The following is a 15,566-nucleotide window of genomic DNA, read 5'->3' on the forward strand; positions in this document are numbered from 1 at the left end:
ACCGCCCCCGTTGTGGCTCCCGTCATGTGAGTCTCTAGTGGAGACTGTGGCAGGCAGTAGCAAGAATCTTTCCGCGACGCCGAGTCAGCGGGAACGACGCGGGGGCGTTACGCCCGTGGCGCTTCCACGAAGTCGAGGTCGACGGTGTCCAGGGAGACGAACTCCTCGACGAACTCGGTCGCGGGCTCGTGGTAGACGTCCGCGGGCGGCCCGACTTGTTCGAGCGCGCCGTCGTTCATCACGGCGATGCGGTCGCACATCGTCATCGCCTCCGCCTGGTCGTGAGTGACGTACAGCGCGGTGACGTCGAGGCGGTCGAGCAGGTCGCTCAACTCCGCGCGCAGCCGGGTCTTGAGCTTCGCGTCGAGGCCGGTCATCGGCTCGTCGAGCAGCAGAATCTCGGGTTCGATGGCGAGCGCGCGGGCGACGCCGACGCGCTGTTGCTGGCCGCCGGACAGCGACGCCGGGTCGCGGTCCCGGAGTTCCGCGATGTCCAGCAGCTCCAACAGTTCGTTCACGCGCTGGTCGCGCTCCGCGCGGCCGACGCCGTGCATCCGCGGGCCGAACGCGACGTTCTCCGCGACGGTCATGTGCTCGAACAGCGCGTACGACTGGAACACCAGCCCCGCGTTACGGTTCTCCGGCGGGACGTGCGTGACGTCGCGGTCGTCGAAGTAGACGCCGCCGCTGTCCGGCGTCTCGAAGCCCGCGACCGTCCGCAGTGTCGTCGTCTTCCCACAGCCTGAGGGACCGACGACGCCGAGCGTCTCGCCGTCGGGCACGGCCACGGAGACGTCGTCCATCGCAGTCGTGTCACCGTACGCCTTCGTCACCGAGTCGAGTGTTACACGTGCCATAGTTAGTCGCCTCCAATCGCGTCGAAGCCGCGGTTCCCGAGCCGCTGGAGGGCCACGGTGACCGCGACGACGATGCAGAAGAACAGCGACACCGCGGCCGCGGCCTGCGGGAACGCGCTGTTCGAGATGTGCCGCTGGAGGAACAGCGCCAGCGGCTGGGTGCCCTTCGCGTAGACGATGTACGAGAAGTTGAACTCCGCGGCGGCGAGCGTCCAGCAGATGATAGCGCCCGCGAGGATGCCCGAGCGCGCCTGCGGGACGACGACCGTGAGGAACGTCCGCGGCCACGACGCGCCCAGCGACCGCGCGCTCTCCTCGAGCCGCCGGAGGTCCATCGACTCGAACTCGCTGCGCACCGCCATCACCATGAACGGCGCTTTCAGCAGCGAGTAGCCGACGATGAGGCCGAAGCTCGTCGCGGAGAGGTTCGGGTACGCCCGCAGGAACGCGACGCCGAGAACGACGCCGGGCACCAGCGGGAGCACGGAGAAGGCGTCGACCCACTCCTTGCCGGGGAAGTCGTAGCGCGCGACGGCGTACGCGATGGGGACGCCGACGACGAGGTTGATGGCGACGCCGCCGAGCGCGAGCGCGACACTGAACGCCAGTTCTGCCGGCACTTGGACGCCGAGCGCGCGGCCGCCGAGCGGGAGTTCGAACAGCGTCGTCCACCCCATGCTGCGCTGGGAGCCGATGGTGTCCGCGAGCCCGAGCACCACCCGCCAGTTTTCGAGTGTCACGAACCCCTGCGGGACGACGCCGGTCATCCGCGTGGCGAACGACCCGGCGAACGTGTACACGACCGGCAGGATGAGGAACGCGACGGTCGCTACGAGCACGGCGACGACGGCGACGCGGCCGAACCGGCGGGAGGGCGCGACGCTGCGATTCGCGGGCGACGCGTCGGCGCTCACAGCCCCACCTCCGCCTCGGTGTACCGGAGCGCGAGCGCGGTGAACGCGAACGCGAACACGAAGTACGCGACCGCCATCGCGCCCGCCACGCGGAGGTTGTAACCGGGGCCGAGCTCGCGGGAAATTTGGAGCGTCCAGACGACGAGGCTCTGAATCACGAGCAGCGTGCCGAAGATGGCGAGCGCGGTGCGGAACGTCAACACCAGCGCGCCCGTGATGGCGGGTCGAATCGCGGGGAGCGTGACGTAGCGGAACGTCTGGAACGGCGTCGCGCCGAGGCTCTGGGCGGCTTCCTCGGGGCAGTCGTCGACCTCGGCGTACGCGCCGCGGAGGATGAGCGTCGCGCGCGGAATCATCGAGTAGAGGTACGCCAGGAACAGCCCGCGCGTGGTCGTGCCGAACGCGACGTCGAGCGGGCCGGCCGTGGAGAACGCCGCGACGACGCTCGTGACGAGCCCGGAGTTTCCGACGAGCACGAGCACCATGAACGCCGCGACGATGCCCGGGAGGCTGATGGGGAACGAGACCAGCGTGACGAGCAGGTCGCTGGCGGGGAGGTCGTACTTTTCGAGGGCGTGCGCGAGCGGGACCGCGAGCCCCACGGCGGTTACCGTCGTCCCGGCCGCGAACCACAGCGTGTTGACCGCGACGCCGCGGTAGTAGGGGTCCGTGAACAGCGTCTCGTAGGCCGCGAGCGTGAACCCGACCGACTCGTAGGTCTCCGTGGAGACGCTGATGCGCGCGACCTCCGCGAGCGGGTACGCGCCCGCGACGACCGCGAGCACGGCGAACGGCAGGCACAGCGCGAGGATGCGGCGTCGTTCGCGGTCGCGCTCCGTGACCGGCGTCAGCAGCCAGTCCGGGGCGGTCACGGAGTCGACGAGCCGGCCCGCAACGGACATCAGAGCCCCGCGCCCCGCGTAATCTCCTGAATAATCGACTCCTGCTGGTCGACGAGCGCGCCGTAGTCGACCTGGAACTCGGTGCGGTCGTACTCCGCGCTGTCGATGAACTCCTCGGGGAGTTCGAGTTCGTCGCTGCGAATCGGGCGGACGTACGCGTCGAGGAACTGCTGTTGGCCCTCCAGGGAGAGCACGTAGTCCATGAACAGTTTCGCGGCCTCGGGGTTGGGCGCGTCTTCGAGGAGCGCGTACCCGTACGGCATGTTGAGCGCGCCCTGGTTGCCGTTCTCGCCGCCGAGCAACGCGACGCCGACGTTCTCCTCGGCGACCTCGTCGTTGTTGTGCTTGAGGTCGAGCCCGGAGTAGTCGTAGCGCACGAACGTCGCGTACTCGCCGCGCGAGAACTGTGCGAGGAAGTTGTCCGTGAACTCCGCGCCGCCGTCCTGAATCTCCCCGTAGTAGTCGATGACGGGCTGGAAGTCGTCCATGCTGCCGCCGCGGGCGTTGTTGATGGAGAGCGCGGCGGCGAGGCCGACGGCGGCTTGGGGCGTCTGGAGCGCGAGGTCCTGTGCGATGTCGGGGTGGAGGAGGTCCGCCCACGTCGTCGGTTCGTCGAGCCCGCGCTCCTCGTAGATGTCCTTGCGGTAGGTCACGGCGGTCGTCACGCGTCGCGTGGCGGTGACGTGGTGGTCGTCAGTCTTCAGCGAGTCCGGCACCTGCTCCCAGCCTTTGGGCTTGTACGCTTGCGTGAAGCCGTCGTTGCGGGCGACGATGCCGTACGTGTAGCCGCCGTTGTACCCGGAGTGGGTCATGTTGTTCTCGTGCGACCGCATGTGCGTTAGGGCCTCCCCGGAGGAGCGGTCGTCGTCGTTGACGGCGACGCCGTAGTTGTCCTCGAAGGCGGACATGACCGACGGCCAGTTCATCCAGCCGGACTGCACGCAGTAGAAGTAGAGCTTCTCGGGGAACGACGACGCTTCGACGGTCGTCTCGTACTCCCCGGTGCCGACGGTGTAGGAGTCAGCGCCGCCACCACCGGACGCGTCGTTGGCGGCGTTGTCGGTGACGCAGCCGGCGAGACCGGCGGCCGCGAGCGCGCCCAGCGAGCGAACGACGTTGCGACGTGTATCGGGCATCGTGTGCCCGAACTACGACGCCGGTAAAACCCGTTTATAATAGCGTAACTGACGTTTTGGGGTCGCTCGCCCCCACGACTATGCTAAACTGTGCCAAACGTAGCGGAAGTTCGGCCTACTGCACGCGGTCCGCGAACTGCTCGCGCACTTTCGCGACCTTCGGCGCGACGTTCACCGAGCAGTACGCCTGATTCGGGTGTTTCTCGAAGTAGTTCTGGTGTTTGTCCGCCGCGCGATAGAACGTCTCCAGCGGTTCGATTTCGGTGACGATGGGGTCGTCGTAGGCACCAGCATCTTCGAGGTCCGCGACGAACGCCTCGGCGAGGTCGCGCTGCTCGTCGTCGTGGTAGAGGATAATCGAGCGGTACTGCTCGCCCACGTCCGGCCCCTGTCGGTTCAGCGTCGTCGGGTCGTGGACCTTGAAGAACACCTCCAGCAGGTCCTCGTAGGCGAGCTCGTCCGCGTCGTACTCGACCTGCACGACCTCCGCGTGGCCGGTCGTCCCGTTGCAGACCTCGCGGTAGGACGGGTCCTCGACGTGGCCGCCGGCGTACCCCGAGGTGACGTCCTCGACGCCGGCGAGCTGCTCGAAGGCCGCTTCCACGCACCAGAAACATCCGCCGCCGAACGTCGCAGTCTCGGTCATAGCTACTCGTTCGTGGGCCCGGCAGTTAACAGACGCGGCACCAGCATCAGAGCGCGAACACGAGCGCGGCCGTGACGACCGCCGCCAGCAGCACGCTCGTGGCGGTGATTTTCGCGGCGTACAACTGGTCGGTGCGGCGGTCCGCGGCGTCCGGAACGTCCTCACGGTCGTCGCCGAACGCGTACTGGCCGGCCAGCGCCAGCCGGACGCAGAACGACTCGTCGGCCTGGAACGCCCACTCGAAGCCGACTGCCAGCGGGACGAACACGACGAGCAACAGCGGCTCCGGGAGGGCACCGGCGAGGTACGCGGCGACCACGGCGGCAGCCGTGAGGAAGGCCAGCGCGGCGATGCGAGCGCGGCGCTGGCGCTGCTCGCTGCCGATGTTGCACTGGCCGGGGCGGTAGTCAGTCACGCCCGAGTTTCGGCCGGTCGGCGGTTGAGGGTTGCGTCTCTCGCGACGCCTGCTGGTACTTACGCGGACGCGTCGTAGCCGGCGTCCTCGACGGCAGCGACGAGGGCGTCGGTGGCCGCGTCGCCCTCGACGGTCGCAGCGTCGCGCTCGCGGTCCGCACTCGCAGACTCGACGCCTTCGACGCCGGCGAGGGCGTCTTCGACGGTCGATTCGCAGCCGCCACAGCTCATCCCTTCGACGGTGATGGTTCGGGCCATACGCGAGTATTGGCCGTGCCGAACTAATGCAGTTTCGCCTCACGACGTTCGCCTCGAACCGCCGCCGAAGTTTGGATTCGAGCGTCGTTCGGCGAAATCACTTTGTGTCGTTATCGCTGAAGGGTCGGCATGACCGACCTCGACGAGACCGACCGCCGCATTCTCGAACTGCTCGCCGCGGACGCCCGCCGCCCGTACAGCGACATCGCCGACGACGTCGGGCTCTCCGCGCCCGCCGTCTCGGACCGCGTCGCCAACCTCCAGGACAGCGGCGTCATCGAGCGCTTCACCGTGGACATCGACCGCTCGCGGCTCCGCGAGGGCGCGAACGTCCTCGTAGAACTCTCAGTCCCGCCGGGCGAGGTCGAAACCGTCCGCGAGGCCGTCGGCAGTGCGGACGCCGTCGAACACGTCTTCGTCACCGCGAGCGGCGCCGTCGTGTGCTCGGTGCGGCTCCCGATCGAGGACGTCCGTGCGTGGGTGACCGAGACCGTCGGGACCGAGCGCCTCCGCGACTACGAGGTGACGCTGCTCGCGGAAGCACAGTGGCACCCCAGCGTCGGCGAGGAGTTCGCGATGGCGTGCGCGGAGTGCGGGAACACCGTCACCAACGAGGGCGAGACCGCGCGCATCGACGGCGACCGCTACCACTTCTGCTGTTCGTCGTGTCAGGCGCGGTTCGAGGAGCGCTACGACCGCCACGACGCCGAAGCCTAACGGCTAAGCGCCCCCGGCCGCGAGTGCAACTGTGGACCGGAACGCGTTCGTCTCGCGCTCGCTGCTGCTGTTCGCGCTCGTCGCGGCGAGTTTCGTCGTTCTCGGCTTCACCCGGCTCGTGCTCTCGTACCGCGTCGCGCGCCTGCTCGCCGCGCCACTCTTGTTCGCAGCCGCGGGCCTCGCGGTCGTCCTCGTCGCACAGGCGGCGCTGGCGGCAGTCGGAATTTTGGACGTGGACTGACAGTACGCCACCGTACCCTCCGAATCATATACGTGCCGTGGCGGCGAACGGGGAGACGAATGAGCGACACCCCCGGTCCCGACGCGCGACGCGCCCTCCTCGCAGTCGTCTGCGCCATCGGCCTCGTCGCCGCCTCCACGGCCGCACCAGCGCTCGCTGGACAGGCCCCGCTGGGCGGCCTCGACTCGCCGCCCGCACCCGGCGAGGTCCCGGAACTCCTGCGCCAACTCCCCGGAGCCGACGCGCTCCTCGGCAACGTGGACGGTCAGCGGGGCAACTTCGACTTCGGGACGTCCGCGTTCGGCGCACTCACGCCGGGGCGGACGGCGAGCGTCGGCGGACCGATGTCGCCCGGCCAGCGCGAGAACGCGACGGAGGCGCACTTCGTCGCGGAAGCCGACGAGTCGCGGTACTGGCGGACGGAAGCGTACACGACCTACACCGGCTCGGGCTGGGAGCGCCAGCAGGTCAACCGCGTGCAGCCGCCGCGTCCCGCCGAGGAGCGGCCGACCGAGTGGAACGAGATTACGCTGCGCCGACCCGCGACCTCGTTGCCGACGCCGTGGCGCCCGGTCGACCTCACGTGCGGGAACGACGGCTGTGGCTCCACGGTGTCGCTGAGCACGACCGGCGGCATCGAGGCGAACCCCGCGTTCTCCGATACTCAGACGTATCGCGTGCAGAGTGTCGAACCGCTGGACGACGCGAGCGTGCTCGACGACGTGCGCGTCGCGGGCAGCGTCGTCGACACCGAGTACACGACCGTCGAGACGACCGACCGCGTCCGCGAGCGCACCGCGGAGGTGGTCGGGGACGCCGACAACCGCTACGACGCCGCGCGCCGCATCGAGCAGTACCTCGAAGCCGAGAAGACGTACTCGCTGACCGACGTCCCCGAGCCCGGCGACAACATCACCGACCAGTTCCTCTTCGAGCAGGACGCGGGCTACTGCGAGTACTTCGCCACCGCGATGACGACGATGCTGCGCACGCAGGACGTTCCCGCGCGCTACGTCGTCGGCTACGCGGGCGGCGAGCACGTCGGCGACAACAGATACCTCGTCCGTGGCGCGGACGCCCACGCGTGGGTCGAGGTGTACTTCGAGAACGTCGGCTGGGTGCGCTTCGACCCGACGCCCGGCGACGCCCGCGAGAGCGCCCGCGACGCGCTCCACGAGGACGAGCGCAACTTCGACGTCTCCCTGAACCGGACCGTGGTGCCGGGCGAGCGCGTGACCGCGACGGTGACGACCGCGGGCCTGCCCGCGCGCAACATCGCGCTCGTCGTGAACGGCGACCGCGTCGGGCAGACCGACGCGAACGGCACAGTCGCGTTCACGGTTCCGTACGCCGAGGAGTTGCGCGTCGAAGTGTCGACGACGGTCAATCTCACGGCGTCCAGCAGTTCGCTCGCGCCCGCTGGCGTCGGTGGCGGCGACCGCGCGTACAGCGTCGCGTCGCCGGCAGTCGCCCAGCAGGACGACGGCAACGACTCCGCACAGACGTTCGACGTGAACGCGGACGTCCAGTTCGCCTTCGACGGGGACGTCGACCCCGGCACGGAGCGCACGCTCACCGTCACCGTCGCCGGCCGGCCGTTCCCGGACGCCACGGTCAGCGTCGCCGGCGTCGAACAGGGCCAGACGGACGAGAATGGCCGCATCACGGTCCAGGTTCCCGAGGACGCCAGCGGCGTGCTCGACGTGACGGCGTCCCGCGACGACCTCAGCGAGACGACGACCTACCCCGTTGACGACCTCTCTGTCGCAGTGTCGCCCTCGCTCGTCGCGCCGCTTCCCGGCACGACGGCCACCGCGCACGTCACGTCGGGCACCGAACCGGTGAGCGGTGCGGCCGTCACGGTCGCCGGCGAGCGCGTCGGCACGACAAACGCTGACGGCACCGTCTCCTTCGAGATACCGCTGACGCGCGCGCCGGCGGTCGTCGCGACCGCCAGCGAAAAGACCACGACGACGTACCTCGGCTGGGTACTGTCGTCCGCCGCGGTCGCGGTGCTCGTGGCCCTCGGCGCGCTCGCTGGCGTCGTGCTGGGCGCGCAGCAGCGCGGTATCACGCCGCAAACCGTCGCGAGTGCGCTCGTCGCCGTCGCTCGCGGGGGCGTGTCGTACGCGGTCGGCGCACTCGTCGGGCTCGCCGACTCCCTCGACGACCTCGCCGCGGAACTCCGGACGGCCGCTGCGGACGGCTGGCGCGGCGTCCTCGCGTGGTTTGCGTCCCTCCCGGGCCGCGTCCGATTCCCGGACGTCCGCGGGTGGCTCGCGGGCGTCGTAGCGACTGTCGGCGCGACGAGTGGGCGCGAATCCGAGGCGACCGAGCGAGGAGTCGAGTCGAGCTCGGACGCCGCTGACGGCCGCTTGCAAGCGGTGTGGCGGCGGTTCGTCGCGGTCGTCGGCGTGGACCGCTGGGAGACGAAGACGCCCGCGGCGGTCGCACGGGAAGCCATCGCGCGCGGGTTCCCGAAGGAGCCCGTGTACGCACTCACGGCCGCATTCCGGGACGCCGCGTACGGCGGCCGCTCGGACTCCTCGCGGCTCGACCGCGCAGAGGAGGCGCTGGATTCGGTGCGCGAGGACGAGCGCGAGGAGGGCGAACAGTGACCGCGCTCCGCAGAACGCTGCTGGCGGCGGTCGGCGTCGCTGGCGTCGGGGTCGCCGTCGGCGTGGTCGTCGGGCTCGCACCAGCGTCGCTCGTCGGCGCAGCCAGTGGCCTGAACGCGACGCTCGCAACCGCCGTCGTCGCCGCCGGACTGGTCGGGTACGCGTTCCGTCGACGTCGACGAACCGAGCCCGTCACCGAGTCGTCGATGCTCGCGGACACAGGCAGTGAGACGACTGCGGCCGACCCCGGGCAGCCGGTCGACGGCGCGCTCGACCGAATCGCGGACGGCAGCGACGCGTTCGCGGGGGAAGCACGGACGCGCGTCCGCGAGCGGATTCGCGAGACGGCGGTTCGAGCGTGCGCGCAGAAACACGGCATCTCGCGGGACGAAGCCGCGGACGCCGTCGCGCGTGGCGAGTGGACGAGCGACCCGGTCGCCGCGCGTTTCCTCGGGGACGAGCGCGCGCCACGGTACCCGCTCCGCGAGCGCCTGCGCAGGTGGGTGCACCCCGACCGGGCGTTCCGGCGGCGCGTCGAGCACAGCGTCGACGCGACCCACGACCTCGCCACGGAGGGGTCGCGGTGAGCCAGTCGCGGTTCACTGGCGGCCTGCTGGCCGCGCTCGCGCTCGCCGGCGCGGGCGTGGCGAGCGGCCGGCCGGCGCTATTCGTCGCGGCTGTGATTCCGCTCGTGTTCGTGCTGTACGGCGCACTCTCGGCCCCGCGAGGTAGCGACACAGTTCGCGTGACCCGCGACCTCTCGACGGAGTCGCCGCTGCCCGGTGACCGCGTCGCGGTCGAACTCACTGTCGAGAACGTCAGCGGCGGCGCGCTCCCGGACGTCCGCGTCGCCGACGGCGTTCCCGGCGACATCCGCGTGGTGGACGGCTCGCCAGACGCCGCGCTCGCGCTCCCGGCAGACGGCACGGCGACCGTCGAGTACACGATAGTCTCGGACCGCGGCCAGTTCCCGTTCGACTCGCCGACGGTCCTGGTCCGTGGCGCGAGCGCGACGAACGCCCGCACGGTTGACGCGCCCGTCGAGGGTGCGAGCGAACTGAACTGCCAAGTGAGCGTCGCTGACGTACCGCTTCGCCGGCAGACGACGGCATACGCGGGGACGCTTCCAACCGACTCCGGCGGGCCGGGCATCGAGTTCCACTCGACGCGCGAGTACCAGCGCGGCGACCCCGCGAGCCGCATCAACTGGCGGCGCTACGCCAAGACGGGCGAACTCTCCACGGTGAACTACCGGGAGCGGCGCGCAGCGGCCGTCGTGCTCGCCGTGGACGCCCGCGACGCGAGTGACGCGACTGCCCACTCCGGCACGCCATCCGGAGCGTCACTGTCCGCGTACGCCGCAGCGCGCGCCGTCGAACCGCTCGAAACCGCCGGGCATCGCGTCAGTCTCGCGGTGTTCGGCATCGACGACCCCGTGACCGGCGGGACGGACCCCGCGTGGGTGCCGCCGGGAACCGGCGACGCCCACCACGCGCGTATTGCGACTGTGCTCGACGCCGCCGTCGAAGGCGGGGCGGGCGATTCCGAATCGACGACGGAACGGGCCGAGCGCGAGTCTACCGAACAATCGGCTGCCGCGGCCGACGGTGGCAGTTGGCTCGGCGCGGACGACGACGCGCACATCGACCGGTTCGCCGAGCGCGTGCCGCCGGGCACGCAGGTCGTGGTCTGCTCGCCCGCGCTCGACGAGTTCCCGGTGGCACTGACGCGCCGCCTCGCGGCCGACGGCCACCACGTCACCGCGGTCAGCCCGGACGTCACCGCGACGGACACGCCCGGGCGGACGCTCGCCGCGACTGACCGCGCGCTCTCGCTCTCGGACCTCCGGGCTGCCGGCGCGCACGTCGTCGACTGGTCGCCGGACGAACCGCTGGCCAGCGCGGTCGCCCGCGCGACGACCACGATTCGAGGGGGGCAGCGATGAGCACCGAGACCGTTCGCCGGCCGACGCTCGTCGCCGGCGCCGCGATGCTCGCGGTGGCGCTGTTCGCCGTCAACGACGCCAGCGCCACGTACGGCCTGCTGGCGTTCCTCACGGCCGTGGGCGGCGGTGTGCTCGCCGTGGCGACCGGGCTCGCGACGCGTGAGGAGCCGCTGTCCGTGTTCGCGGCGTCCGTGCTCGCGCCCGTAGGTGGTGTCGTCGTCCTCGCCACCGCCGGGCTCTCGGCCGCCGACCTCCCGCTGCTCGCGGACGTGCTCGACCCGCTGGTCGTCGTCGCGCTCGCGACCGCCGGCTTCGGCGCGACGGCGGCGTTCACGGGCGGCGTCGGCGGCGGCGCAGTCGGCCGCGCGTTCTCCGTCGTCGTCGCGACTACCATCCTCCCGTTCCTCGCGACTGTCGCCGTGCTCGTCGGACGCGTGCAGCAGGACGTGGGCGTGCTCGGCGAACTCGTGGACATCGTGGGGCTGATTGTCGGCCTCGTCCGCTCGCCCACCGGGTCCGGTATCGACGTGGTCGTGTTCTTCGTGCTCGTCGCAGCGACGGCGCGCGCGCTCGCTGCCGGCGTGAGCGCCGCGCCGTTGGTCGAACTCGCGCCACGCGACCGCCGCGAGTCGGTGTCGCGGGCGAGCCGCTACGTGGTCGCCGCGTGTCTGACCGTCTGGCGGCTGTTCGCGCTGAGTTGGGCGGTCGTGTTCTTCGCGTTCGTCACCGGTATCGCGGAGCGCGCTGTCGCACAGATGCCGGACAGCGTCGTCTCGCTCGTCGGCACGCTCGCCTCGGCCGGCGTACTGCGAACGCTCATGTTGGCTGCCATCGTAGTCTCCTTGCTCGTGGTCGTCGTCCTGCGCGTCGCACGCCTCGCGACCGGTGACCACCGCGAGAGCCTCCGTCGGGTCGCGTCGGCAGCGGGCGGCGGCGTGCTCGCGGTCGTCGTCGGCGTCGTGTTCGCTAGCCGGGTCGTCGCGGAAGTCCGGCGCGCGCTCCCCCAGCAGGCGCGAGCGAACTTCGAGGGCGTCGTCGGGACGTTCGGCGAGCCGGCGCTGGCGCTCGTCGCCCTGCTCGCGCCGCTGGCCGCGCTCTCGGCGCTCCTGCTGGCGTTCGCGGGGCTGGGCTGGCTTCGCGCGATTCCCCAGCGCAGCGCGCCCGCCGCCGTCGCAGCAGGCGGGCTCGTGGTCGCCGCGGCCGCTGCTGGCATGCAGGGCGCGCCCCGCGAGTTCGTGTTCGCGCTCGTCGCCGCGGGGATGGTCGCGTGGGACGTCGGCGAGTACGGCGTCGGCGTCGCGGCAGAGTTGGAGCGGCACGCGCCGACGGCTCGCGCGGAGGTCGTCCACGTCGCCGCCGCGGCCGCCGTCGGCGTTCTCGCGTACTACGCCGCCACGCTCGTCGGCGGGGTCGCAGCCGGCTTCCGGACGCCGGACGCGGGCGCGGCGCTGGTCGCGCTCGTCGCGGCAGGCGTAGGACTAGCGGCGCTAGTCGGCGCGCTCGCCGAGTGAGCCGTGGAACTAACACCGGGGCGGTCGACTTCCGGAGTATGCGGACGCTGTATGTCCAGCTGCTCTGCCCGTACTGTCGGAAAGTCAAACGCGCGCTCGACGACCTCGGCGTCGGCTACGAGACCGAACGCGTCTCTTTCTTCAAGTTCCGCCGCGACGAGGTCCGCGAAGTCAGCGGCCAGTCGCAGGTGCCCGTGCTCGTGGATCCCGAGCACGGGGTCGACGGGATGAACGAGAGCAGCGACATTGCCGGGAGAATCTCGGCAAGCTATCGGACAGGGTCCGAGAACATCGTGGAGTACCTCTACGAGACGTACGGGGACGGAACGAGCGAGCGATGATTACGTGACGGCCGGCACCTGCACGCTGTCGAGGACGTCCCGGACGACGTCCTCGGGGTCGACGTCCTCGACGGTGGCCTGACCGGTGAGCACGAGCCGGTGGACGAGCACGGCCTCGCCCGCTCGCTTGACGTCCTCGGGCGTGACGTAGTCGCGGCCCTGCACCACGGCGCGGGCGCGAGCGACCTCGAAGAGGCGCTGGGTACCCCGGGGGCTGACGCCGACTTCGACGCGCTCGTCCTCGCGGGTGGCGCGCCCGATGTCGACGACGTAGTCGCGGACGCCGTCGCTGACCGAGACCGTCTCCGGGACCTGCTGGAGGTCGGCGAGCGCGTCGTCGGGGACGACCTGGGACACCTCGGGCGTGGTGGTCTGGCGGTCGGCGCGGCGGTCGATGAGTTCGCGTTCGCCCGCGCCGTCGGGGTAGCCGATGCCGGCTTTCACGGCGAAGCGGTCGCGCTGGGCTTCCGGCAGTCGAAATGTCCCTTCCTGCTCGACGGGGTTCTGAGTCGCAATCACGAAGAAGGGCTCGGGGAGCTGGTGGGTCTCGCCGTCCACGCTCACCTGCCCTTCTTCCATCGCTTCGAGGAGCGCGGCCTGCGTTTTCGGGGGTGCGCGGTTGATTTCGTCCGCAAGCACGACGTTCGCGAACACGGGGCCGGGGTTGAATTCGAAGGACTCGGTGCGGGCGTCGTAGACGTGCGAGCCGGTGATGTCCGACGGGAGGAGGTCGGGCGTGAACTGCACGCGGGTGAAGCCGAGGCCGAGCGCGTTCGCGAGGCTGCGCGCGGTCAGCGTCTTCCCGGTGCCGGGCACGTCCTCCAGGAGGACGTGACCGCGAGCGAGCGCGCCCGAGAGGACCGTTTCGAGGAACGCGCGGTCGGTGACGACCGCCTCGCTGACCGCGTCTATCACGTCGGTGCACGTCCGGGCGGCGGTGTCGGCGTCCATTCGAGTCGTGGGTCGCCGCCACCCTCCTTGTAGTTGTCGCCTGTTCTCGACGCGTCACTGCGAGTAATCGCTCAGTTAATACCGCGCCAGCCCGTCACGTCGACTAACCTAGCGAAACGCATACACCGCTCCCACCGAGAGGGGTGCGTGCTAGCGCCGTTCGGGGCGATGGGGTCGCAGGCCTCGAACGGGCAACGGGGGCAACCGACGACCATGGGACCTGACACAGAGCTTTCGAACGTCGTACTCGTCACGGTCGACTCGCTCCGAGCGGACGCCATCGGAGCGTACGACGCACAGCGACACACGCCGGTGATGGATCGCCTCGCCCAGCGAGGGACCGTCTTCGAACGCGCGTTCGCGAACGGGAACTGGACGCCGTTCTCGTTCCCGTCGATGCTCTCCTCCCGGCCGGTGTTCGCCGATTCCGACGAGGTCGGCGTCAGCGAGTCGCCGACGCTCGCCTCGGCGCTCTCCGACGCAGACCTCGCCACCGGCGGGTTCAACGCGGCGAACGGCTTTCTCACCTCGCACTGGGGCTACGACGAGGGGTTCGACGAGTTCGAGCCGTTCGTCGCCAGCGTCGGGTCGAGCATCTACAGCCGCTACCTCGCCACCCACCCCACCGTCGAGGCGTGGCTCCAGCTCGCGACGTCGCCGCTGCGCCGCGCCGGGTCGTGGCTGCGCGGCGACACCAACGACCGGCCGTTCCTCGACACGTCCCGGATGTTCGACGTCGAGCACGCCGCCACGGAGTTCGTCGAGGATACGGACGAGCCGTTCTTCCTGTGGGTCCACTACATGGACGCGCACACGCCGTACGTCCCCGCGCCGCGGTACATCCGTGAGGTGTCCTCGAACGTGCTCGGCACCCACCGGATGCTGCACGCGCACACCCGCACCGGCCTCGGCTGGGAGGTCGGCGAGCGCACGCTCGGCGACCTCCGCACGCTCTACCAGGCCGCCGTCCGGCAGGTCGACGCCAGCATCGGCCGCCTGCTGGACACCCTCGACGAGGAAGGCGTCGCCGACGAGACCGCAGTCGTGCTCGCCGGCGACCACGGCGAGGAGTTCCAGGAGCACGGCCACCTCGCGCACTACCCGAAGCTGTACGACGAACTGATTCACGCGCCGCTGGTCGTCGACGTGCCCGACACGGAGCCGCGACGTATCGAGCAGCAGGTCGGCCTGGACTCGATTCCACCGACCATCACGGACCTGCTGGACGTCGACGCGAACGCCGAGTGGCAGGGCGACTCCCTGGCCCCCGCGGTCCTCGACGGCGACGAGCCCGACGACGACCCGGTCGTGTCGGTGACCGTGCGCGGCGAGTCGGTGACCGCCCAGCCCATCCCGCGTTCGCTGGACGACGGCGACCTGCTCGTGAGCGTCCGCGACGCGGACTGGACGTACGTCGAGAACGTCGACGCCGACACCCACGAACTGTACCACCGGCCGTCAGACCCCGGCCAGCAGGACGACCGCTCCGTCGACCCGTCGGCGGAAGCCCGCGAGGCCGTCGAGCGATTCGCGCCGCTGGTCGACGAGCACGCAGCCGTCATCCGCGACCGAAGCGGGACGACCGAGGCCGCGGTCGACGAGGACCTCGGCGCGCGACTGGAAGCACTCGGCTACAAATAGATGGTGCGACGCTACCTCCGCGGCCTCTACGAGGGGCCGTTCGCGGTGCAGTTGCGGCGGTTCGTCGCCGTCGGCGCGTTCACGGCGGGCGTTCAGATGGTGTTGCTGTGGCTGTTCGTGGACCTCGGCCGCCTGAACTACCTCGTCGGCGCGGTCGTCGCCATCGAAATCACCATCGTCCTCTCGTACGTCCTCAACAACGCGTGGACGTTCCGCCGCTACCGGAACAGCGGCACCGCCGACTTCCTCGTCGGCTTGCTGAAGACGAACGTCATCCGCGGCTCCGCGATTCCGCTGCAGGTCGGCGTCCTGTTCGCGCTCGTGGAGTGGCGCGCGGTCCCGTACCTGCTCGCGAACGCGTTCGCCATCCTCGTCAGCGGCCTCTACCGCTACGTCCTCGACGCGCGCTGGACGTGGGGATAGCGCCGCTGGCCGTCGCTCGCTGGCGGTTCTGCTGATTCGTCTCTCGCAGAA

17 protein-coding genes are annotated in these 15,566 nt (G+C 70.5%); 9 read left to right on the forward strand and 8 right to left on the reverse strand.

Annotation, left to right across the window (positions count from 1 at the left end; genetic code table 11):
* Window positions 1-107: 107 nt before the first annotated feature.
* The 7 genes from LT974_RS10305 to LT974_RS10335 form a co-directional block, all read right to left on the reverse strand.
* On the reverse strand, window positions 108-857 hold the full coding sequence (locus LT974_RS10305; protein ID WP_232587584.1) for an ABC transporter ATP-binding protein: 750 nt from the start codon (window positions 855-857) through the stop codon (window positions 108-110).
* A gap of 2 nt (window positions 858-859) precedes the next feature.
* Window positions 860-1,696 carry an ABC transporter permease gene (locus LT974_RS10310; protein WP_408611720.1) on the reverse strand — a complete coding sequence of 279 codons (837 nt, stop codon included), beginning with the start codon at window positions 1,694-1,696 and terminating at the stop codon, window positions 860-862.
* A gap of 71 nt (window positions 1,697-1,767) precedes the next feature.
* On the reverse strand, window positions 1,768-2,673 hold the full coding sequence (locus LT974_RS10315; protein ID WP_232587586.1) for an ABC transporter permease: 906 nt from the start codon (window positions 2,671-2,673) through the stop codon (window positions 1,768-1,770).
* A complete protein-coding gene (locus LT974_RS10320) occupies window positions 2,673-3,809 on the reverse strand; it encodes an extracellular solute-binding protein (RefSeq protein ID WP_232587587.1) in 1,137 nt (378 codons plus the stop codon). Before LT974_RS10320 ends, LT974_RS10315 begins: the two co-directional genes overlap by 1 nt.
* 115 nt (window positions 3,810-3,924) lie before the next feature.
* Window positions 3,925-4,455: a peptide-methionine (S)-S-oxide reductase MsrA gene (gene msrA, locus LT974_RS10325; protein WP_232587588.1), complete on the reverse strand. Its 531-nt coding sequence runs from the start codon at window positions 4,453-4,455 to the stop codon at window positions 3,925-3,927.
* A gap of 46 nt (window positions 4,456-4,501) precedes the next feature.
* On the reverse strand, window positions 4,502-4,870 hold the full coding sequence (locus LT974_RS10330; protein WP_232587589.1) for a hypothetical protein: 369 nt from the start codon (window positions 4,868-4,870) through the stop codon (window positions 4,502-4,504).
* Window positions 4,871-4,929: 59 nt separating this feature from the next.
* Window positions 4,930-5,127 carry a heavy-metal-associated domain-containing protein gene (locus tag LT974_RS10335; protein WP_232587590.1) on the reverse strand — a complete coding sequence of 66 codons (198 nt, stop codon included), beginning with the start codon at window positions 5,125-5,127 and terminating at the stop codon, window positions 4,930-4,932.
* Between the two features lie 129 nt (window positions 5,128-5,256).
* On the opposite strand from LT974_RS10335, the gene LT974_RS10340 reads away from it, so the two are divergent.
* Genes LT974_RS10340 through LT974_RS10370 form a run of 7 tightly spaced genes read left to right on the forward strand, consistent with a single transcriptional unit; the run spans window position 5,257 to window position 12,500 of the window.
* Window positions 5,257-5,844, forward strand: a complete 588-nt coding sequence (locus LT974_RS10340) for an AsnC family transcriptional regulator (protein ID WP_232587591.1) — start codon at window positions 5,257-5,259, stop codon at window positions 5,842-5,844.
* A 31-nt stretch (window positions 5,845-5,875) separates the two neighbouring features.
* Window positions 5,876-6,085, forward strand: coding sequence for a hypothetical protein (locus LT974_RS10345; RefSeq protein WP_232587592.1), 210 nt, complete (start codon window positions 5,876-5,878; stop codon window positions 6,083-6,085).
* Window positions 6,086-6,144: 59 nt separating this feature from the next.
* Complete coding sequence (locus LT974_RS10350; RefSeq protein WP_232587593.1) at window positions 6,145-8,703, forward strand: transglutaminase domain-containing protein; 2,559 nt, start codon at window positions 6,145-6,147, stop codon at window positions 8,701-8,703.
* Window positions 8,700-9,290 (forward strand): DUF7269 family protein, encoded by a 591-nt coding sequence (locus LT974_RS10355; RefSeq protein WP_232587594.1) that lies wholly within the window; start codon window positions 8,700-8,702, stop codon window positions 9,288-9,290. Before LT974_RS10350 ends, LT974_RS10355 begins: the two co-directional genes overlap by 4 nt.
* Window positions 9,287-10,648 (forward strand): DUF58 domain-containing protein, encoded by a 1,362-nt coding sequence (locus LT974_RS10360; RefSeq protein WP_232587595.1) that lies wholly within the window; start codon window positions 9,287-9,289, stop codon window positions 10,646-10,648. The genes LT974_RS10355 and LT974_RS10360 overlap by 4 nt, the downstream gene beginning before the upstream one ends.
* Window positions 10,645-12,159 carry a DUF7519 family protein gene (locus tag LT974_RS10365; RefSeq protein WP_232587596.1) on the forward strand — a complete coding sequence of 505 codons (1,515 nt, stop codon included), beginning with the start codon at window positions 10,645-10,647 and terminating at the stop codon, window positions 12,157-12,159. The genes LT974_RS10360 and LT974_RS10365 overlap by 4 nt, the downstream gene beginning before the upstream one ends.
* A gap of 38 nt (window positions 12,160-12,197) precedes the next feature.
* On the forward strand, window positions 12,198-12,500 hold the full coding sequence (locus LT974_RS10370) for a glutaredoxin family protein (RefSeq protein ID WP_232587597.1): 303 nt from the start codon (window positions 12,198-12,200) through the stop codon (window positions 12,498-12,500).
* Here the strand turns inward: LT974_RS10370 and LT974_RS10375 are convergent, their stop codons facing one another.
* On the reverse strand, window positions 12,501-13,451 hold the full coding sequence (locus LT974_RS10375) for an AAA family ATPase (protein WP_232587598.1): 951 nt from the start codon (window positions 13,449-13,451) through the stop codon (window positions 12,501-12,503).
* A 213-nt stretch (window positions 13,452-13,664) separates the two neighbouring features.
* Between LT974_RS10375 and LT974_RS10380 the strand changes: the two genes are divergently transcribed.
* Both LT974_RS10380 and LT974_RS10385 read left to right on the forward strand, forming a co-directional pair.
* Window positions 13,665-15,092 carry a sulfatase gene (locus LT974_RS10380; protein WP_232587599.1) on the forward strand — a complete coding sequence of 476 codons (1,428 nt, stop codon included), beginning with the start codon at window positions 13,665-13,667 and terminating at the stop codon, window positions 15,090-15,092.
* On the forward strand, window positions 15,093-15,515 hold the full coding sequence (locus LT974_RS10385; protein ID WP_232587600.1) for a GtrA family protein: 423 nt from the start codon (window positions 15,093-15,095) through the stop codon (window positions 15,513-15,515).
* The last annotated feature ends 51 nt before the right edge of the window (window positions 15,516-15,566 follow it).

Origin of the sequence: Halobacterium noricense (assembly GCF_021233435.1) — an archaeon.
Taxonomy (GTDB): Archaea; Halobacteriota; Halobacteria; order Halobacteriales; family Halobacteriaceae; genus Halobacterium; species Halobacterium noricense.